This window comes from Pseudonocardia nantongensis, from assembly GCF_046546495.1.
GTDB classification, from domain to species: domain Bacteria; phylum Actinomycetota; class Actinomycetes; order Mycobacteriales; family Pseudonocardiaceae; genus Pseudonocardia; species Pseudonocardia nantongensis.
In genome coordinates, this window is sequence record NZ_JBKGXT010000012.1 from 1 (window position 1) to 18,079 (window position 18,079).

An 18,079-nucleotide genomic window follows, 5' to 3' on the forward strand; every position below is an offset into this window, starting at 1 on the left:
CGAGGTCGGCTGCGGTGGCCATCCCGATCTCGGTGAGGGTCTCGCCGGTGTACGGGTCGCTGTCGGTGGCGATCTCACCCGAGCTGCCGGCCCGCCACTGCCCGCCGAGCGGCATCGTGTCGAAGCCGGCGTACGCCTCTGGCGTCGGCGTGTGCGAGGTCGTGCTGTTCGTGGAAGCCGTGTTCGTCGTCATGGCAGGGTGCCTCCCTCACGGCAGCGCTTCATTGCCGGTAGTTCTCCACCTCGCGCGCCGGCCGGACCTCCGCCTCGTCCGGGTGCGCGTGGAACTCACGCTGCGCGCGCCGCTGCCGCAGCAAGTCCCAGCACTGGTCCAGCCGGGCCTCGACCTCGCGCAGCCGCTCGGACTCCTCCCCGGGCGACAGCTCGCCCTGGACCACCTGCTCACGCAGCTGGTGCTCCTCTCCGATCAGCTCGCCGATCCGGTCCTGGATGTCGGTGTCGGTCATCAGGTGTCGTTCCCTCAGGTAGAAGCGCTCGGCGGTGCGGGCCCGGAATGCGTCGACCTAGGCGGGCCCTTGACGACGCTGGTCGGTAACGAGCTGGTCGTCTTCTCCTGTCCTCGCAACGGTTTCTGCCGCATATCGCGACCCGCAGGACCGCGGCGCGGCAGGATCAGGCGGACCGGCTAGGCGTGCCCGGGCAGACCCGGACGAAACCACCCGCCGAGTGGTGGTCAACACGGATCGGCGGGCGGTGCGGACGGTGGCCCGCACCGGGCCCACGGTTGCTCGTCCCCTCGCCTGGCAGCGCCGGTGGGATGCGCCGCGCGCCCGGCGGGAGCGCGCTCGGCGGCGCCGAGCAACTCGTCGACCACCCCGGTGACCACCCGGCAGCAGCGTGGGCCGGCGGGACCGCGGTCACGGACCCAGGCTGGCCCCAGGTGAGCCGGTGAGCCGGTGCGCCGGGAGCTCACCGCGGTGAGCGGAATCGGTACTGGTCGCCGTGGGAGACGTAGTGGAACTCGGTGTCCACCGACGATGTCTCGGCCGCCTGCTTGAGGTCGTCGAGGCCCGACTGGAACACCGAGAAGTCGTTGTAGTGGATCGGGACGGCCGTGCGTGGACCGATGATCTCCACGCAGCGCACCACCTGCTGCCCGGTCATGGTCACGACCGTGCCGAGTAGCGTGGTTCCACCCGCGTGGATCAGCGCCAGGTCGATGTCGGGATAGAAGCGGCCGATGTCGTGCAGCCGCTCGTGCAGCAGCGTGTCCCCGCTGATGTAGAGGCGGAACCGGTGCTCGTCAGCGTGGTAGAAGTTCAGCATGCTGCCCATCACGGGCGGGAGCAGGCCGGCGACGTGGTCGGGTGCGTGCTTGGCGGGCATCGAGGTCACCCGCAGCCGCGCGTCGCCCTTGGTCACCTCCTGCGATTCCCAGGTGTTGAGGGCGTAGCCGTGGGGGAAGCCCTGCTCGCTGAGTAGGCGGACCGCGTGGTCGTTGGTGACGATCGGCAGACTCTTGTCGAGTTCGCGTGCCGCGACGTCGTCGAAGTGGTCGCCGTGATGGTGGGAGAGGATTACCAGGTCCAGCGGTGGCAGCTCGGAGATCTGGCACGCCGGTTCGATCTCGCGCCGGGCGTAGGCACCGTGTCCCAGGTGCACATGCTCTCCGGCGTGCAGGAAGGCCGGGTCGGTGAGGATCGAGAATCCGCCGTAACGGATCACCGTTGTGGCGTTCCCGACGAAGTAGAGCCACCCCTCGTTGAAGTCGGGCCGTTCCGCGGCTGGCACGTCGATGGCCATCGAGATCCTCCTGATGTGTGGACTTGCCTGGCGTAGCTGCCACCTACCCGGCGCACCGCACGGCGTGCGGGATCGCGGGTTCGGTCCCCACCCCCGGGCGTCCTGACCTCCTCGACGGGCAGGCGGTCGAGGGCGCGGCCGACCGTGGTCTTGTTCCACCCGGTCCACCACTGGAGGTCGTCGACTGTGGCGGGGCCGAAGCGGGTGCGCCAACGACGGGAGCGCGTTGTGCCTCCTCGACCGTCGTCGTCCAATGAGGCCGTTCTTAGTCGGCCACGCCGTTGTTCTGGTCGATCACCGTCTGGCGGTCCGGGGTGATCCACCAGGTGACGCGCGCGGACTTGATCGCGTCCGGCGGGTAGTCCTTGCCGGTGTACTTGCGCGCCAGCTCGTCGACGTGATCGCGGGCCTGCTGCCCGGTCGTCGTGCCGGTGACCCGTCCACGCACCTCGGCGTAGCGGTACGGCTCGTCCTCGTCGCGGATCAGCACGGTGATGTGCGGGTCCCGGTCGACGTTGTGGTGCTTGACCCGGTGCGTCTCGGTGTTCAGCAGGATCCTCCCGTCCTGCGCGTGTACCCAGATCGTCTGGTTCTGGATCGCCCCGCTCGGGAGCAGCGTCGCGACGGACGCGAAGTTGCTCCCGGTCGCGAGCTTCTCGGTCATCGGGTGCAGGTCGGGCCCGTTCTTGGTCTCCGCAGGCATGTGGTGCTCCGTTCGATCGGGACGGCGGCGGGGCCGAGTCGAACTGGCTCCGCCGCCGAGGTCGGGGTGGCCGTGTCCGTCAGGCGGCCTGGCCGGTGTGCAGCAGGACCTTCGTCCAGCCGTCGTACATGTGCAGGTCCGAGCCGCAGATGTTGGTCGTGGTGATCCGGACGACGACGTCGGTTGGCGCTTCGATTCGGGCGTCCGCGACGTCGTCGACCGAGACGTCGAACGGGCCGTTGTAGACGAGTCCCTTCACCGGAGTCCTCTCCTCAACAGTGGCCCGGCGGGCCGGGCGAGTGTTCGAAGGATCCCCGACTTCGAGCAGCTGAAACCGGTGAGCGGCGCCGCGGCCGGCGGTCCAGCAGCACGGTCTGTCGGCGCTCGGCCGGAACGAGCTCGGGTCGGACACGACCGGCCCGGCGGGTCAGTGCACCAGCAAAGGAGCACTCCCACTTCGGTCCCGGCGCCGCGTACGTGCGTGACGACCGTGCCGAGTGGCTTCGGGCTATTCGGCTGCACCCGCGGGCGTAGGCGAGGCGCCCAACGCGCGGACCGCGTCGCCGTAGCCGGCATCCGGGTCCGGGTGGCGGCCGTAGACCTGGCGCCAGGCGTCGCGCACGAACTCCGCCGCCGCGGTCTCGGCGGTAGCGATGGTGTGCTCGATCGCCTCGGTCACCGTAGTCTCGCCGAGGCCGCGGCAAAGGCCGCACTGTGACCCCAGGCCGAGGGTGTGGCCACGGCGTGGAACCCGGCACAATCGCGTGCGGGAGCGTTCGGGCTGATGCTCGTCCGCTCGACCGACGCGCTACCAGTCGGAAATCGATCGGTAGACGCGGTTGGGGCGGCGCCGATCGGGGACCCGAAGCAGATGGATTCCGAACTGACGCTGCGGGTCGACGGCGTCACCCATGACCTCGAGGTCGACACCCGGGCCTCGCTGTTGGACACCCTGCGTCAGCGGTTGGGGGTGATGAGCCCCAAGAAGGGCTGTGACCACGGCCAGTGCGGCGCGTGCACTGTGCTCGTCGACGGGCGGCGGGTGCTGGCGTGCCTGTCGCTGGCCGTCGCGCAGGACGGGCACGAGATCACCACCGCGGACGGGCTGTCCGCCGACGGCGAGGAGCATCCGGTGCACCGGGCGTTCGTCGACCACGACGGGTTCCAGTGCGGCTACTGCACTCCTGGGCAGGTGTGCTCGGCCGTCGGCGTGCTCGACGAGTTCGCCCGGGGCTGGCCCAGCGCGGTGACCGCCGACGTCGCCGCCGCCCCCGAGCTCGACGACGCCGAGATCGCCGAGCGGATGAGCGGCAACCTGTGCCGCTGCGGCGCCTACAAGGGCATCCGCGCCGCCGTGGCCCAGAGCAACGCCGCCGGGTCGGGCGCCGGCACCGACCCGGCGGGGAGGTCCCGATGAGGCCGTTCGCCTACCAGAACCCCGACGCCGCCGCCGACGCCGTCCGCGCGGTCGCCGACCGGCCGGACGCCGCGTTTCTCGGCGGGGGCACCAACCTGGTCGACCACCTGCGCCTGGGCGTGACCTCGCCGGGCCTGCTCGTCGACGTCACGGCACTGACCTCGGACGAGATCACCGACACCGGTGGCGGCCTGCGGATCGGGGCCGGGGTACCCAACTCCGACCTGGCCGCCGACCCGCGGGTGCGTCGCCGGTACCCGGTACTGGCCCAGGCCCTGCTCTCCGGCGCCTCGGGGCAGCTGCGCAACATGGCCACCACCGGCGGCAACCCGCTGCAACGCACCCGCTGCGTGTACTTCCAGGACGTCAGCACGCCGTGCAACAAGCGCGAGCCCGGCACCGGCTGCTCGGCGATCGGCGGCTCCACCCGCAACCACGCAGTGCTCGGCACCTCCGAGCACTGCATCGCCACCCACCCCTCGGACATGGCAGTCGCGATGACCGCCCTGGACGCGCGGGTGCAGATACTCGGCCCGGCCGGGGAGCGCACGATCGAGTTCACCGAGCTGCACCGGCTGCCCGGCGACACCCCGCAGCGCGACACCGTGCTCGAGCACGGCGAGCTGATCACCGCGATCGACCTGCCGGAGCTGACGATGGCCCGCCGCTCGAGCTACCGCAAGGTGCGCGACCGGGCCTCGTACGCGTTCGCGCTGGTGTCGGTCGCTGCCGCGCTGGAGGTGGACGGCGGCGTCGTGCGGGACGCGCGGATCGCGTTCGGCGGCGTCGCGCACGTGCCGTGGCGCGCCCGCCGGGCCGAGCAGGCGCTGCGCGGGGCGACCGTGTCCGACGACTCCTTCGCCGCCGCCGCGGCGGCCGAGCTCACCGATGCCCGCCCGCAGCCGGGCATCGACGGCGGCAACGAGTTCAAGATCCCGCTGCTCACCCGGACGCTGGTCGCCACCCTGCGCGACCTCGCCCGCGAGGAGGCCTGAGATGACCGACACCGACACGACACCGGCCCTGACCCCGCAGGCGATCGGGCTGGACTTGGCCCGCCGCGACGGCGCGGCGAAGGTCCGCGGTGCGGCGTTCTACGCCGACGAGTCGCCGGTCGAGAACCCGCTGTACTGCCGCATCGTGGAATCCACGATCGCCCGCGGGCGGGTGGTCTCGGTGGACGCGAGCGAGGCCGAGGGCCTCGACGGCGTGCACGCCGTCCTCACCCCGGCCACGGCCGAGCGGCTGGCGTCGACCGCCGACCGCGAGCTCGCCGTGCTGCAGGCCGACGAGGTGGCCTTCCGCGGCCAGATCGTGGCCGCGGTCGTCGCCGGGACCTTCGAGGTCGCCCGGGACGCGGCCACCCGGGTCCGCGTCGAGTACGAGGTGGCCGAGCACGACGCGCGGCTGTCCACCGACCGGGCCGACCTCTACGCCCCCGACGTGGTCAACCCGACCTACGAGACCGACACCGCCCAGGGCGACATGGCCGCGGCGATGGCCTCGGCTCCGGTCACCCTGGAACGGACCTACACCACGCCGATGCTGCACAACAACCCGCTCGAGCCGCACGCCACCACCGCCCTGTGGGACCCGGAGCGGGGTGCGCTGACGCTGTGGGACTCCACCCAGGGCGTGCACCCGGCGCGCCGGACCGTCGCCTCGGTGCTGGGTCTGGAGGAGGGGCAGGTCCGGGTGGTCTGCCCCTACGTCGGTGGCGGGTTCGGCTCGAAGGGGATGCCGCACGCGAACACGGTGCTGGCCGCGATGGCCGCCCGCGCCGTCCCCGGACAGCCGGTGCGGGTCGCCCTGACCCGCCAGCAGATGTTCGCCCTGGCCGGCTACCGGACCCCGACGATCCAACAGATGCACGTGGCCGCGGACACCGAGGGCCGACTGGCGGGGATCGCGATCGACGTCGTCGAGCAGACCTCACGGATCAAGGAGTTCGCCGAGCAGACCGGGGTGCCCACCCGCAACATCTACGCCGCGCCGAACCGGCGGACCACGCACCGGCTGGCCGCCCTCGACGTGCCGGTGCCGTCCTGGATGCGCGCGCCCGGCGAGTGCCCGGGCATGTTCGGCCCCGAGGTCGCGCTGGACGAGCTGGCCGCCGAGCTGGGCATCGACCCGGTGGAGCTGCGGGTGCGCAACGAACCGGACGCCGACCCGGAGACCGGGAAGCCGTACTCCTCGCGCAACCTGGTGGCCTGCCTGCGCGAGGGCGCCGAGCGGTTCGGCTGGGCCGGGCGGGACCCGCGGCCTGCCGTGCGCCGCGAGGGCGGCTGGTGGGTCGGCACCGGGGTGGCGTCGGCGGCGTACCCGGTGTACCGGTTCCCGATGTCCACCGCCGCGATCGCCTGGTCCGGCGGGCGCTACGTGGTCCGGATCGGGGCCGCGGACCTGGGCACCGGGACGTGGACGGTGCTGGCGCAGATCGCCGCGGACGCGCTGGGCGTCCCGGTGGAGCGGGTAGAGGTGCTGATCGGCGACACCGAGCACCCGCCGGCGTCCGTGGCCGGCGGCTCGTCCGGCACCACGACCTGGGGCTCGGCGATCGTCGCGGCAGCCCGAGAGTTCCGGGACAAGTTCGGCACCGACCCGCAGGACGGCGACGAGACCGAGGCCTCGGTGCCGGCCAACCCGGACGCCGACCGCTACGCGATGTACGCCTACGGCGCGCAGTTCGCCGAGGTCGCGGTGCACGCCGACACCGGCGAGATCCGGGTCCCGCGACTGCACGGGACCTTCGCCGCGGGCCGGATCGTCAACCCGAGGCTGGCCCACTCCCAGCTCCTCGGCGGCATGACGATGGGTTTGGGCATGGCGTTGATGGAACAGAGCGTGCTCGACCCGCGCACCGGGCACGTCGTCAACCACGACCTGGCCGAGTACCACCTCGCCACCAACGCCGACGTCGCCGACCTGCAGGCGCACTGGATCGACGAGCACGACCCGCACGTCAACCCGATGGGCTCCAAGGGCATCGGCGAGATCGGGATCGTCGGCACCGCGGCCGCGGTCGCCAACGCCGCCTGGCACGCGACCGGGGCACGCGTGCGGGACCTGCCGGTCACCCTCGACAAGGTGCTGCCGGCGCAATGAGCCCGGACAGCGGCGGCGGGCCGGGCGCCGCCGCGCCCGGGCGGCTCGGTCAGCGGCTGCGGTGTCGGTCCAGCCACTCGTAGGCGGCCGAGGTCGCGGCGGCGTAGACCGCGTGGTGCCACGCGTCGGTGGCCAGCGCGGCCCCGCCGTAGCTCCAGGTCGGTTTCCCGGCGCCAGTGGCCGGCAGGATTACCTGCTCGCCACCCCAGACCAGGCCGAAGTGTGCCAGCGCGGCGGCCGGGCCGCGCAGCCCCGCGGCACCGACCAGGCCCCGTACCGCGCCCCAGGCGATGCCGTAGCCCCAGTGCACCAGCGTCCCGAAGCGTTGCTGCCCCGCCTCGCTCGCCGGCCGGACGCCGAGTACCACACCGGCAGCATCTTCCGGGGTCGAGCTTGCACCGCGCTGGTTGATCTTCATTTCGATCGTGCTGGACAGCGTCATCGCCACCGTGCCCAGGGCGCCGGCCAGCAGGCCGACGCCGACGTCGGCGGCGAGGTTCGCGACGCGTCCGGTCGTCGTTGTGCTCATGCCCGGCCTGTACCCGCCACACATCGTCGGACCCCCCGCGCGGCATGCCCAGCCGCCGAGGTGAGCGGGCACGACCGGGGCGTCCCGCCCCTCCAGGACGGGCGGGCAGACGGTCGACGGGCTCGTCGGGACCGGTCACGGTGTCCTGTTCTGCCGCCTGCGCCTGTGCGTCACGCACGGACCGCCACCGTCCACCGCGCGGACGGCGCGGTCGGCGCGTCGTGACGGCGACAGCGCGGCTACAGTGCGGCCGCGGCGGCCTCGGCGATGTCGCGGTCCTGGTCGCCGCTGCCGCCGCTGACCCCGACGGCACCGACGATCTCGTCGCCGGCGCGCAGCGGGACACCACCCGCGAAGATCATGACGCGGCCGTGGTTGGAGCCGTCGATGCCGTAGAACTGTCCGCCCGGCTGCGCGTTGTCGGCCAGATCGGCGGTCGGCAGGTCGAACGCGCGGGCGGTGAACGCCTTGTTCACCGCGATGTCCACGCTGCCGATCCAGGCCCGGTCCATCCGGATGTGCGCGACGAGGTTCCCGCCGGAGTCCACGACCGCGACGTTCACTGGCTGGCCGACCTGTTCGGCGGTTGCCCGAACGCGCCCAACATCCATCCGCTCACCTAGGGCGCGTTCCGCTACGGCGACTACGTCGCCAAGATCGCTTCTCGGCTGTGCCCGGGGGCAGCGCGGGCAGGGTGTTGAACAGCGGGTCGTGCACGTCGTGGCCGGGATCGGTCGGGTGCATCGTCTCGCCGGGCACGCCGAGCACCTTCAGCGCGAACCCGCGGGCGTTCGGTGTCCGGTCGTCGTCGAGCTGGCCGGTCTCGGTCGCGATCCGGGCGAGCGCGGGGTAGGTCGCCGGTCGGGCGAACAGGCCTTGCGCCAGCTCGGCGGGCAGATCGTCGTGGACCCGCAGTCGCCGCGCAGGATGCCGTGGCTCTTGGCGTGCGTGGCGCGGTAGCCGTGCCGGTGCAGGTCGAAGGTCATGGCGTTGGTGCGCTGCATCGCCGCGATGCAGCGCTGGATGTGGTCGTCCTCGTCGGGCCCGATCTGCTCGACGTCGTCGGTGTAGGGGATCGGTTCCATGCCCCTCGGACTACCCTCCAGGTCGCGGTGCCTCCCGCTGCCTCGGACATGAAATTTCTGGGCCTGCGAGGCCATGCCCGGACGCGATGGTGTTCGCCTCAGGGTGCGGCGAGCCCGGCCCGCGGTGCCCAGCCGAACAGTCGCCGGGCCTTGCCGATGTTGATCGCGGCGGCGTCCGGGCGCTCCAGGTCGCGCACCGGTGGCGCGTGGTCGCCGTAGGCCCGGGCCACGAGGTCGGCCAGCGGCTCGCCGCGCAGGTTGTCCGGCTGCGCGGCATAGACGACCTCGTGTCCCGGCGTGGTCGAGGTCGCGGCGCGCAGCGCGAGGTCGGCGAGATCGTCGGCGTCGACGAAGGTCCACTGGTTGAACGACGGCGCGAGCCCGGCCTCACGGGTCCGTGCGATATAGCCTTCGTACATCTCGCCGGTGGTGACCAGCGAGGGGCGGATGGACACACCGGTGACCGGTACGGCGTTGTCGGCGCGGCGGACCAGCGCGTCGAGCATGTGCTCGCCGAGTACTTTGGTCAGCGCATAGGCCTCGCGCGGGCGTAGTGGGTGGTCCTCGTCGACGGGCAGATAGTCGGGCAGCAGGACCGGATCGCCGGTCATGTAGCCGGGCGCGGTCTCACTGGACATGGCCACCAGCCGCGCCACGCCGACCAGCCGGACCGCCTCGGTCACGTGGAACAGCGCCGGCAGGTTCGTGTCGAAGATCGCGACCTCGGTGTCCTGAAACGGTTCTGGGATGCCGGCGGTGTGCACGACGGCATCGGGGCGCACGCGCCCGACGAGGTCGACGGCCTGGCCGAAATCGGTCAGATCGGCCCGCAGATAGGGCGCGGCCGACGGGTCGGTCGGCCCGTAAGCCGGGGGTGCCTGGTCGGTGGCGGTGACATCGTGGCCGGCCCGCTGCGCGACCGCCACGGTGGCCCGACCGACCTTGCCCAGCGCTCCGGTGACAAGAATCCTCATGTCCTCTGCTTCCCCGACCCGATCATCGAAAAACCGGTCGGTACCCGATCCGGAGCCGCTGCGTGGCCTGGCGCTCGGTCTCGGAGCCGTTGGTGACCGGGTTGCTCTTCTCCGGGGCGGTGGTCACGTCTGCGGTGGTGGGGCGAAACGTCGAGTACCTGTGAGTTCAGGGCGGTGGTCCTGCGCAGGGCAGTCCCCACATGCCTGCGCCGGTGTCGCGAGCCTGCTGTTGTTCGGCGAGGAACCCGGGCCGGTAGCGACCCTGGCCGGCGCCGGCCCAGCCGGCGGTGATTGCGGTGTCGGTGTAGGACTGCTGATCGTCGAGCACGAGGTAGGCCGGCCAGGTCGGCGAGTCCGGTGGTGGCGGTGCCAGTGTGGGGTCTGGCACCAGCGTCACCGCCTGGTCGAGGAGTGTGTCGCGGGCGAACGCGGTCGCGGCGTCGAGCGCGCAGACCGGTATCGCCGCGGCGTCGGCTCCGATCACGTCGACGGTGATCGGGCGGCCGGCGACCTCGACGACGGCGGTGTCCGGGTCGCGCACGGCGGTGACCTGCCCGTAGAGGGTCGGCGGGCCGCTGATCCCGGCCAGCACGCCCGCGCCGCCGGGTGCGGTCGCGGCCGCGGGCACGGCGGGCGACGCCGACGGGGACCGGTCCGGCGGGCCCAGCGCGGCGGCGCCGGCGAGACCGGCGCCGAACACGAGCAGGCACCCGGCGGCGAGCCCGGATCGAGCCGTGCGCGGCGCGAGGCGAGCGCGCGCGATCGGCGTCGGGGCCGCGGCGCCACGGCGGCGGCGGGTCAGCCAGCCGCGCACCGCGCGGGCGAGGCGGCCCAGCAGGGTGGCGACGAGGTAGCTGCCGGCCGCCCACGGCAGCACCAGCAGTAGCGCGCCGAGCACCCCGACGACCGCGGCGGCGGGCTGCCCGGACCGGGCGGCCTCGAGTGCTTGCCCCCCGAAGTCGGTCAGCGACTGCCACGCCGCCGGGGCCAGCTGCGGGGCCAGCACGGCGAACAGGACGACCCAGTAGAGCAGGAACGGCACCACCAGCACGACCCAGGCGGTCACCACGCGGCGCACCCACGGTTTGAGGTCGGCGACCAGCGGGTCGGCGTGCTCGCGGCGGAAAAGTGACCGCAGGATGGGCCGCATCCGGTTGAACAGGTCCGGGACCCCGACCAGGTCGGCGAGGATGTAGTAGCCATCCAGGCGCAGCGAGGGCAGGAACTGCCAGACGGTTTCCACGTGCCAGACCACGAGGGCGGCCAGCAGCCAGGCCTGCCCGGTCGCCAGATACCCCCCGCCCAGAATGGTCAGGAAGATCGTGTTGAAGTAGACCCCGCCCAGGTCGGTGCGCAGCCGCCCGCCGCGGTCGAGCCGGTAGGCGTCGGTGACGGTGCTGTAGAACGCGGGCCAGACCAGATAGATCCCCACGCCCATCGGGCCGGGCGTGGCCCCGCCGTAGCGACACGCGGTGACATGCCCGCATTCGTGGAACACTCCGCCGGCGACGATCACCCCGAGCACCGCCAACGTCAGCGCGGGTGCGGTGGTCAACTGCTGCCCGGCAGCCACCACCCCGGCCCAGCCGTGCACGGCGACCACCGCGACGTCGACCGCGACGAACGCGGCCAGCGCGAGTACGACCACCGGTGCGCGGAACAGCGGCCGCAGCGGTCCAGCGACCCGCCACACCGCCGCGTCGGGTACCAGCGCGGTACGCAGCCGCAACATCAGCAAGTGATCCCCACGCGGCGGCTGGGTGTGGTCCAACCCGGTGGTATCGGCCGCGGCCACTGTGCCGGTCTCACCCGGGGCCCTACCGGGTGGCTGATCGGGGGGTTCGGTGGTCGGTGCCGCCCCGGCGAGACCCGCCGGGCGCAGGCGATGCGCGATCAAGAAGCCGACCTGGGAGGCGGTGATGTCCCGGCCGGTGTCGGCGCCGAGCAGCGCGGCCAGCTCGGCCAGGCTACGGCGACCGTCCAGGTGCCAGGCGGTGCGATACAGCAGCCACGGCAGCTGGGCGACCTGGCCATCCGAGCGGCGCAGCAGATACCGCGGATGGCGGAACCCGGAGCCGTCGTAGCGGCCGAGGAACTCGATCCCCTCGACCGGGACGGGCGCCTGGCTCGCGCTCGGCTCGAGGGTGCTCGCCGCGGTGCCAGAGCTCACGCACTGCTCCTGTCGAGATGACCGACCGGGCCGGTGGGGCCCGGGGACGTGCGCGGGGGCGGGCCGCTGGTGGCGACCCGCCCCCGCACCATGCCTACCGCGAGATCACCAGATCTCAGTACTCGTTAGAGTCGCTGAACTCGGTCGACTCGGTGGACTCGCTGGCGTCGCCGCCATCGCCACCGTCACCGCCATCGCCGCCCTCGGCCGAGGCGTCGCCGGAGTCGCCGCCGTCACCGGCGTCGCCGCCGTCACCGCCGTCGGCGTCGTTGTCCTGCTCGCCGAGCACGTTGACGTTGGCGAGGCTGCCGGCGTCGCCGCCCTCGGCGTTGCCGCCGTCGCCGCCATCGCCGCTCTCGGCGAAGCCGTCGCCAGCGTCGCCGCCGTCACCGGCGTCGCCGCCGAGGACGCCGCCGAGCAGCGTGGTCATCACCGTGCGGGCGGGCAGCAGCTCCACCTGCTGATCGGTGAACTCGCCGTCGAACAGATCCGTGGTCATTCGGGTCGTTCCCATCTGATGAAGATCCCGACGGGTAGCCGGGAGCGGATGTCGTCCGCTTGTGCACAACTAACCGCTGTCTCGCCTGGCATAACCACTTACCCGCCGTGGCGACACCCACATGCGAAAGGTCGAACCACAACACGGTTCGGTGCGAACACGCGCGCTCGCGCGGTACCCGGGTTCCGAGGCTGCAACCGGCGATCCGTCGACGGTCCACGGCGACATCGAGCCGCGCCGGCACCGTTGTCTTCGCCAGCGCCCGCCTCCAGCGCGCCGAAGGCGGCTGCCGATCCACATGTCGACTCCAGGCCCCTCGTGGCGGGCCGGACCCGTCACACACCCGCACAGAAGCTCTCCTCACGCGTCTCGTTCCGGTCAAGCGGATCCCGGGCCCGACGTGGTCAGCCGGCCCCCAGCGAACAACAGGTCAACGCCGACCGAACATCGCCGCCCGCAGCGCCGCCGGGCGCGCACCGGTTGCGGACAACCGATACGGTCGTGGCGCGACAGCACATGGCGTGGGCCAACTCGGCCTGCTCGCATGCGCTGTCGCCGGCGGGCGATCCCGCCATCTTCGGGGTTCAACCGCGACGCCCCGGTCCTGATCTGCGACGCGCCTCGCCCTGCTCGGGTTTTGTCGGACACCACTCGGACGCCGGGGCGAGCCCGCGCCGGGTCCGCGGACCCGGTGGGTGGGTGCGTGTCTGTTGGACCTGTGGAGCTCTGTTGCCGATGACCATCCCGCCCGCCCCGCCGGCCCGCCCGGTGGGCGCCGCTGCCCCTGACGGATCCGGCGCACGCTGGGTCGACCGCAACGAGGCCGGCGCCGAGTGCGTCGCTGCGGTAGAGATCCAGATCAGCCGATCTCGCGACGGCCGGACGGTGATCAGCGTGGCCGGTGAGATCGACCTGGCCACCTGGGCCGCGTTCGAGGATGCGGTGCTGGGCGCGGTGGCCACCGCGGTCGGAGATCACGTCGTGCTCGATCTGGACCAGGTCCGGTTCCTCGGCGCGTGCGCGATCGCCTCCTTGCTCACCGCCCAGCATCACGCCTGGCTCGGCGGCGGATCGATGACGCTGATGGTCGGCGACTCGGTCTCGAGTGCGGCCGCCCTGCGCGCGGCCCGGATCGACTCCGGCCCCACCCCGACCCCAGCGCTGACCCCGGCGGGGGGCAGCCCGGCGTAGCTCGGGCTCGCCTGCTCGGCTGCTCGACCGGGTGCCCGTACCTCGGCCGCCGGGAAACCTCCGTGAGGCCCAGCCCGACCCCAGACCCACCGACTTGCGAGGAGCACCCCGATGCCCGATCGCGGCCGCGCCACCTCCGCTGCGGGCCTGCCCGACACCGCCCACGACCGGACACCGCGCGTTGACGAAGCGTCGCTGTGGGAGCAGGTACGCCGGCTCGGTACCACCGACCCGCACCCCGCCGATCCGGACCCGCCCCGCCCACCAGCGAGCCCCCGGCCAGCGTCCACCGATGACTGAGGTCGAGTCGCGTCTCGACCGGGCCCGGCCGGTCGCCGCGCCCGCGGTGGATCTCGGTGCGCTGGCACAGGCGGTACAGGGCTGCCCCGCGGTAGCCGGTCTGCATCCCGGCTCCCGCGGCGCCATCGCCACCCGGACCCCGCACGGCTGGCTGGCTGGCCTCGCTCTGCACGAGCGCATCCTCGTCGTCGGCGTCGTTGGGTTCTGGCCCCACTGCGCCACCGCGGTCACTGAACAGGTCCATGCCGCCGTTGCGACCCACGCCGAAGACCTCTACGTCCTGGTCACCGTCTTCGGCTCCCACCGCCACGAATCCCGGATACTGCGCCGCCCTGCCCCCGATAGCGCGCCGCGGGTCACCGGGGCCCGCCGATACCCACTCCGATGAGGCCGCACCGGTGAGGGGGCCGCGCGTCGGGCGGCCGGGTGGTGCGGGCATCGGGCCGAGCGTGGACCCCGACGATGCGGACACGCTGGTGCGCACCCCGGACCCGCCACGGTGCCCACCCCCGGAACCCGGGGTGTGACCAGTGGTTTCCGATCTGTCTGCTCGGGGACCCGGTCGGGACATCGCACCCGAGCGCCCGCCGGCGTTCTTGTCGGCGGACACGAGATCCTCCCCAGTGGCGGGCGGCTGATCTCCCCGCTGGCGGCCACGAATGCTCCCCACTGATGGCCGTGGTTTTTCCCCACTGAGTCCGTGTCGCCGCCGGTTGGCGGCGGTGTCGTCCGGCTTGCTGGCCCTCGACAGTGATCGTCGGGAGCGGGCAGGGAGCCGGGTTGAAGACCAGCGAGGAGATCATGGAGATCCTGGAGGCGTACGACCTCACCGGCGGGCTGCGAGCAGCCGCCGCCCTGGCCGGGTGTGATCACAAGACCGTCGCCCACTACGTCGCGCTGCGCGAGGTCGGCCACGCTCCGGGCGGGCGATGAGCCTGGACGAGTTCCTGCCGAAGATCGAGGAGTGGGTGGAGCGGTCGAACGGGCGGATCCGCGCGGATCGGGTGCACGACAAGCTGACCGCGATGGGCTTCGCCGGTTCGGAGCGGACCACGCGGCGCGCGGTCGCCGAGGCGAAGGCCGCCTGGCGGGCCGGGCAGCGGCGGGTGTTCCGGCCCTGGTTGCCCGAGCCGGGGCTGTGGCTGCAGTTCGACTCGGGCGCCGGACCGTGGGTCGACGGGCGGGACACGCTGCTGTTCTGCGCGTGGCTGGCCTCGTCGAGGTTCCGGGTCGTGCTTCCGGTCCGGGACCGGACGCTGCCCTCGCTGCTGGCCTGTGTGGACACCACGCTGCGCCGGATCGGTGGGGCGCCGACGTATGCGCTGACCGACAACGAGAAGACCGTGACCGTCGAACACATCGCCCGGGTCCCGGTCCGCCACCCCGACGTGGTGACCGCCGGACGGCACTACGGGATGACCATCCGCACCTGTGTGCCGGCGGATCCGCAGACCAAGGGCGGCTCGGAGGCCACCGTGCGGATCGCGAAGGCCGACCTGGTCCCCACCGATGCCAACCTGCTCGACGCCTACGGCGAGTTCGCCGAGCTCGAGACGGCCTGCCGACAGTTCTGCGAGCGGGTCAACGCGCGCACGCACCGGGCGACCGGACGCACACCGGTCGAGATGCTGGCCGAGGAGGCCACCCGGCTGCACACGTTGCCGGTCGCGGCGGTCACCACCGCATTCGGCGAGACCCGCCGGGTCGGCTGGGACGCCACGATCTCGGTCGCCGGGGTGCGCTACTCGGTGCCCTGCGAGCTGGTGGATCAGCGGGCCTGGGCCCGGTTGGCCGGTGACGAGCTGGTGGTCACCGTCGTCGACCCGGACGGGCCCCGCGAGGTCGCCCGCCACCGCCGCGGACGACGCGGGACACCGCAGATCCGCGACGAGCACTACCCCGACACCCACCCGTCCCGACGCGTCGTCCCCGGCGACCGCACCCCGCGAGCCGGCAGCGCCGCGGAGGAGGCGTTCCTGGCCATCGGTCCCGGCGCCGCCGACTGGCTCACCGAGGCGGCCGCGGCCGGCACCGGGCGGATGCGCTCGAAGATGACCGAGGCGGTATCGCTGGCCAAGCTGCACAGCCGAGCCGCAGTCGACCATGGCCCTCGGCGCCGCCGCGCTGGCCGGTCGCTTCGCCGAGGACGACCTGCCCGCGATCCTGGCCCACCAACGCAACCGCCCACCCGCCGCGACACCGGCGCGGGCCTCGGAGACCCACAGCCTGCAGACCGGCACGAGCGCCTGGGCCCTGTTCGGCGCCGCTCCGACCACCGGCCAGGAGGCAGCGCCATGATCGCCACCAGCACAGCGCAAGCCGCAGACCCCGAGACCACGGGCAGCTCACAGGCCACGGGCAGCGCGAGCCCGCCACCCGCGTCCGGGCAGCCCACCGAGGAGATGCTGCGCCTGGCTCGCCGGTTGCGGATGCCCTACCTGCGCCAGCACGCCCCCGACGTCCTCGCGACCGCGCGGGCGCAACGCTGGGACCCGGCCGAGGTGCTGCGGGTGTTGCTGGCTGAGGAGATCACCGGCCGCGACGAGGCCACGATCCGCGTGCGGGCGGCGACTGCCGAGCACTAGCACCGTGCGCGCCAGGGCACCGCCGGCGCCGAGCACGACGACGTTGATCACGGCGGCGGTGTCGAAGCCGGCCGTGAGGTCGCCGCCGAGGTGGCCAGGTGCTCAGCGGATCACCACCGCGGCCGGAGCCGGGGACACCACCAGCAGCAACGCGGTCGCCGCGGCGACCGCGACGAGCCCGGTGCAGGCTAAGCCCGGTAGCCACCGGGTGCGCGAACGCGACCCCGAACAGCCCAGCTGCTCGGCCAGCCGCGTCACCGCCACTCGTCGAATGCGGCGAACGCGTCAGGGGTCGCAGCTGCCGGTCAGTGCGTGGGCCGGTGAGTTCGGCGCGGCCGGTTGCCAGCGCGGCGGACGCATCCGGCGCAGGTCGTGGGTCGGGTTCCGCGCCGGGAGCGGGGTGAGGACGTCAACAGGCAACCCCTCTCGGAGGTCAGCGACTGCGTGTCGGCGGAAGGGACTGGCCTCGGCCCGTCTACCCGGTTCGCGACACCCCGCGCTCGAGACCCACGCCGGGATGGCCAGTCCGTTGCGGCGCAGTAGGTGATGCTGGGATAGCGGTTAGCTGAGCTGCGCGGCGTAGCGGACGGGGTGGTCTTGGGCCGCGTCGATGAAGGTGTCGTTGAGCGCCTGGGCGACGACATCGTGCTCGTGCGCGGTGCGCGGCTGACTGTTGTCGAGCACCGCGACCAGCCAGCCCAGGCTCGGTACCGAGGCGAGCGACGCACAGTGCAACCACAGGGTGTCGACATCGAGTGCACTCATCGCCAGACCCACCCGCAGTGTCTCCGAGGACAGCTGCTGCTCATCCTCGTCTAGCCGGTGGATTGGTTCCATAGCCGCAGGAGTACCCGCGGTGTCGGCTCCCAACCACCGGGCGGGCCCTGCTCCGGTGAGCCACTGCGGGCGAGTGGGGCGGCCAGGGGTGGCTGTGGTCGCCTGCCGCGGTCGGGCCCGTACCCTTGCCAGCGATGGTCGAGCACGACGGCGATATGATAGCGGGCGGTGTGGTAGGTGGAGTCGAGCGTGTCGGGCGCCGGTGAGCAGGGGGTTGGCGCCGGATTGGCGCAGGCGCTCGATACAGCCGCCCGCAAGCTGCTGGCGCGTAACGGCGGCGTAGAGCACACCTTGGAGCTGATCGTGGCTGGCGCGATCGCGTCGATCCCGCACGTGGACCGGGCCGGGATCTCGTTCGTCGAGGCCGACGGCACGATCACCTCCCGGGCACCCAGCGACGAGGTCGTCGCCGAGTTCGACGCGTGGCAGAACGAGCTCGGCGAGGGCCCATGTCGGGACTCCATCCACGAGCACGGCCGCGTCCTGGTCACCGACATGGACACCGCGGGCGAGCGGTGGCCGCGGTTCGCCGCGGCCGCGGCCGAGCGGGGGGTGGCCACCATGTGCTCGTTCTTCCTGTTCGCGCAGAACGGCAACGCGGGTGCGTTGAACCTCTACGCCGGTCGGGCCGGCGTGTTCGACGATTCCTCGCTGGAGACCGGGGCACTGTTCGCCTCGCACGCCGCGATCGCCCTGCATGGGGCCAAGCGGGCCGCCGGGTTGAACGAGGCGCTGCGCACCCGCGATGTGATCGGCCAAGCCAAGGGCATCCTGATCGAACGGTTCACCCTGTCCGAGGACCAGGCGTTCGCGATGCTGGTGCGCTCCAGCCAGGACACCAACCTCAAGCTGCGCGACGTCGCCACCTGGCTGCTGAACGAGGCCACCCAAGGCCGCTCCGGACCGCCCACTCCCTGAGC

Annotated in this window: 19 protein-coding genes and 3 pseudogenes; 8 read left to right on the forward strand and 14 right to left on the reverse strand. The window is 72.6% G+C overall.

The features are described from left to right. From ACLFMI_RS14265 to ACLFMI_RS14290, 6 genes and pseudogenes are all read right to left on the reverse strand, one after another. A pseudogene (locus tag ACLFMI_RS14265) lies at positions 1-193 on the reverse strand (hypothetical protein); the annotation flags it as partial. A 28-nt stretch (positions 194-221) separates the two neighbouring features. After that, positions 222-467 (reverse strand): DUF2630 family protein, encoded by a 246-nt coding sequence (locus ACLFMI_RS14270; protein WP_410948328.1) that lies wholly within the window; start codon positions 465-467, stop codon positions 222-224. Positions 468-930: 463 nt separating this feature from the next. Continuing rightward, positions 931-1,764 (reverse strand): MBL fold metallo-hydrolase, encoded by an 834-nt coding sequence (locus ACLFMI_RS14275; RefSeq protein WP_410948329.1) that lies wholly within the window; start codon positions 1,762-1,764, stop codon positions 931-933. A gap of 265 nt (positions 1,765-2,029) precedes the next feature. Next, positions 2,030-2,467 carry a PPOX class F420-dependent oxidoreductase gene (locus tag ACLFMI_RS14280; RefSeq protein WP_410948330.1) on the reverse strand — a complete coding sequence of 146 codons (438 nt, stop codon included), beginning with the start codon at positions 2,465-2,467 and terminating at the stop codon, positions 2,030-2,032. A gap of 112 nt (positions 2,468-2,579) precedes the next feature. Then, a pseudogene (locus tag ACLFMI_RS14285) lies at positions 2,580-2,726 on the reverse strand (aldehyde dehydrogenase); the annotation flags it as partial. A gap of 249 nt (positions 2,727-2,975) precedes the next feature. Continuing rightward, positions 2,976-3,146, reverse strand: a complete 171-nt coding sequence (locus tag ACLFMI_RS14290; protein ID WP_410948331.1) for a hypothetical protein — start codon at positions 3,144-3,146, stop codon at positions 2,976-2,978. A 192-nt stretch (positions 3,147-3,338) separates the two neighbouring features. On the opposite strand from ACLFMI_RS14290, the gene ACLFMI_RS14295 reads away from it, so the two are divergent. Genes ACLFMI_RS14295 through ACLFMI_RS14305 form a run of 3 tightly spaced genes read left to right on the forward strand, consistent with a single transcriptional unit; the run spans position 3,339 to position 6,989 of the window. Continuing rightward, on the forward strand, positions 3,339-3,884 hold the full coding sequence (locus ACLFMI_RS14295; RefSeq protein WP_410948332.1) for a 2Fe-2S iron-sulfur cluster-binding protein: 546 nt from the start codon (positions 3,339-3,341) through the stop codon (positions 3,882-3,884). Further along, the gene (locus tag ACLFMI_RS14300) at positions 3,881-4,879 is read left to right on the forward strand and encodes an FAD binding domain-containing protein (protein WP_410948333.1); all 999 of its coding nucleotides are present in this window, start codon (positions 3,881-3,883) and stop codon (positions 4,877-4,879) included. The genes ACLFMI_RS14295 and ACLFMI_RS14300 overlap by 4 nt, the downstream gene beginning before the upstream one ends. 1 nt (position 4,880) lies before the next feature. Then, the gene (locus ACLFMI_RS14305) at positions 4,881-6,989 is read left to right on the forward strand and encodes a xanthine dehydrogenase family protein molybdopterin-binding subunit (RefSeq protein ID WP_410948334.1); all 2,109 of its coding nucleotides are present in this window, start codon (positions 4,881-4,883) and stop codon (positions 6,987-6,989) included. A 49-nt stretch (positions 6,990-7,038) separates the two neighbouring features. On the opposite strand, the gene ACLFMI_RS14310 is transcribed toward ACLFMI_RS14305, so the two are convergent. The 6 genes from ACLFMI_RS14310 to ACLFMI_RS14335 all read right to left on the reverse strand — a co-directional run bounded on the left by ACLFMI_RS14310 (position 7,039) and on the right by ACLFMI_RS14335 (position 12,246). Continuing rightward, positions 7,039-7,518, reverse strand: coding sequence for a hypothetical protein (locus tag ACLFMI_RS14310; RefSeq protein WP_410948335.1), 480 nt, complete (start codon positions 7,516-7,518; stop codon positions 7,039-7,041). A 239-nt stretch (positions 7,519-7,757) separates the two neighbouring features. Further along, positions 7,758-8,129, reverse strand: coding sequence for a GlcG/HbpS family heme-binding protein (locus tag ACLFMI_RS14315; protein ID WP_410948336.1), 372 nt, complete (start codon positions 8,127-8,129; stop codon positions 7,758-7,760). 159 nt (positions 8,130-8,288) lie between these two features. Then, on the reverse strand, positions 8,289-8,603 hold the full coding sequence (locus ACLFMI_RS14320) for a hypothetical protein (protein WP_410948337.1): 315 nt from the start codon (positions 8,601-8,603) through the stop codon (positions 8,289-8,291). Positions 8,604-8,701: 98 nt separating this feature from the next. Further along, the gene (locus tag ACLFMI_RS14325; protein WP_410948338.1) at positions 8,702-9,577 is read right to left on the reverse strand and encodes an NAD-dependent epimerase/dehydratase family protein; all 876 of its coding nucleotides are present in this window, start codon (positions 9,575-9,577) and stop codon (positions 8,702-8,704) included. A 166-nt stretch (positions 9,578-9,743) separates the two neighbouring features. Then, positions 9,744-11,747 (reverse strand): thermonuclease family protein, encoded by a 2,004-nt coding sequence (locus ACLFMI_RS14330; RefSeq protein WP_410948339.1) that lies wholly within the window; start codon positions 11,745-11,747, stop codon positions 9,744-9,746. A gap of 115 nt (positions 11,748-11,862) precedes the next feature. Beyond that, on the reverse strand, positions 11,863-12,246 hold the full coding sequence (locus ACLFMI_RS14335; RefSeq protein ID WP_410948340.1) for a hypothetical protein: 384 nt from the start codon (positions 12,244-12,246) through the stop codon (positions 11,863-11,865). Positions 12,247-12,981: 735 nt separating this feature from the next. Here ACLFMI_RS14335 and ACLFMI_RS14340 point away from each other — a divergent pair. The 4 genes and pseudogenes from ACLFMI_RS14340 (at position 12,982) to ACLFMI_RS14355 (ending at position 16,322) form a co-directional block, all read left to right on the forward strand. Next, positions 12,982-13,437, forward strand: a complete 456-nt coding sequence (locus ACLFMI_RS14340; protein ID WP_410948341.1) for an STAS domain-containing protein — start codon at positions 12,982-12,984, stop codon at positions 13,435-13,437. Positions 13,438-13,729: 292 nt separating this feature from the next. Beyond that, entirely contained in the window at positions 13,730-14,125 is a 396-nt protein-coding gene (locus tag ACLFMI_RS14345; protein ID WP_410948342.1) for a hypothetical protein, read from the forward strand. 392 nt (positions 14,126-14,517) lie between these two features. Beyond that, a pseudogene (locus tag ACLFMI_RS14350) lies at positions 14,518-16,035 on the forward strand (IS21/IS408/IS1162 family transposase). Next, the gene (locus ACLFMI_RS14355; protein WP_410948343.1) at positions 16,032-16,322 is read left to right on the forward strand and encodes a hypothetical protein; all 291 of its coding nucleotides are present in this window, start codon (positions 16,032-16,034) and stop codon (positions 16,320-16,322) included. The pseudogene ACLFMI_RS14350 and the gene ACLFMI_RS14355 overlap by 4 nt, the downstream one beginning before the upstream one ends. A 102-nt stretch (positions 16,323-16,424) precedes the next feature. Here the strand turns inward: ACLFMI_RS14355 and ACLFMI_RS14360 are convergent, their stop codons facing one another. After that, positions 16,425-16,580, reverse strand: coding sequence for a hypothetical protein (locus tag ACLFMI_RS14360; RefSeq protein ID WP_410948344.1), 156 nt, complete (start codon positions 16,578-16,580; stop codon positions 16,425-16,427). A gap of 303 nt (positions 16,581-16,883) precedes the next feature. Beyond that, positions 16,884-17,087: a hypothetical protein gene (locus ACLFMI_RS14365; protein ID WP_410948345.1), complete on the reverse strand. Its 204-nt coding sequence runs from the start codon at positions 17,085-17,087 to the stop codon at positions 16,884-16,886. Positions 17,088-17,336: 249 nt separating this feature from the next. Here ACLFMI_RS14365 and ACLFMI_RS14370 point away from each other — a divergent pair, with 249 nt between their 5' ends. After that, on the forward strand, positions 17,337-18,077 hold the full coding sequence (locus ACLFMI_RS14370) for a GAF and ANTAR domain-containing protein (protein WP_410948346.1): 741 nt from the start codon (positions 17,337-17,339) through the stop codon (positions 18,075-18,077). Positions 18,078-18,079: the final 2 nt, after the last annotated feature.

Bases quoted from the DNA above. Each gene is read 5' to 3' on its own strand.
- ACLFMI_RS14270 (WP_410948328.1), bottom strand. From the start codon at position 467: ATGACCGACACCGACATCCAGGACCGGATCGGCGAGCTGATCGGAGAG.
- ACLFMI_RS14275 (WP_410948329.1), bottom strand. From the start codon at position 1,764: ATGGCCATCGACGTGCCAGCCGCGGAACGGCCCGACTTCAACGAGGGG.
- ACLFMI_RS14280 (WP_410948330.1), bottom strand. From the start codon at position 2,467: ATGCCTGCGGAGACCAAGAACGGGCCCGACCTGCACCCGATGACCGAG.
- ACLFMI_RS14295 (WP_410948332.1), top strand. From the start codon at position 3,339: ATGGATTCCGAACTGACGCTGCGGGTCGACGGCGTCACCCATGACCTC.
- ACLFMI_RS14300 (WP_410948333.1), top strand. From the start codon at position 3,881: ATGAGGCCGTTCGCCTACCAGAACCCCGACGCCGCCGCCGACGCCGTC.
- ACLFMI_RS14305 (WP_410948334.1), top strand. From the start codon at position 4,881: ATGACCGACACCGACACGACACCGGCCCTGACCCCGCAGGCGATCGGG.
- ACLFMI_RS14310 (WP_410948335.1), bottom strand. From the start codon at position 7,518: ATGAGCACAACGACGACCGGACGCGTCGCGAACCTCGCCGCCGACGTC.
- ACLFMI_RS14315 (WP_410948336.1), bottom strand. From the start codon at position 8,129: ATGGATGTTGGGCGCGTTCGGGCAACCGCCGAACAGGTCGGCCAGCCA.
- ACLFMI_RS14320 (WP_410948337.1), bottom strand. From the start codon at position 8,603: ATGGAACCGATCCCCTACACCGACGACGTCGAGCAGATCGGGCCCGAC.
- ACLFMI_RS14325 (WP_410948338.1), bottom strand. From the start codon at position 9,577: ATGAGGATTCTTGTCACCGGAGCGCTGGGCAAGGTCGGTCGGGCCACC.
- ACLFMI_RS14335 (WP_410948340.1), bottom strand. From the start codon at position 12,246: ATGACCACGGATCTGTTCGACGGCGAGTTCACCGATCAGCAGGTGGAG.
- ACLFMI_RS14340 (WP_410948341.1), top strand. From the start codon at position 12,982: ATGACCATCCCGCCCGCCCCGCCGGCCCGCCCGGTGGGCGCCGCTGCC.
- ACLFMI_RS14345 (WP_410948342.1), top strand. From the start codon at position 13,730: ATGACTGAGGTCGAGTCGCGTCTCGACCGGGCCCGGCCGGTCGCCGCG.
- ACLFMI_RS14355 (WP_410948343.1), top strand. From the start codon at position 16,032: ATGATCGCCACCAGCACAGCGCAAGCCGCAGACCCCGAGACCACGGGC.
- ACLFMI_RS14365 (WP_410948345.1), bottom strand. From the start codon at position 17,087: ATGAGTGCACTCGATGTCGACACCCTGTGGTTGCACTGTGCGTCGCTC.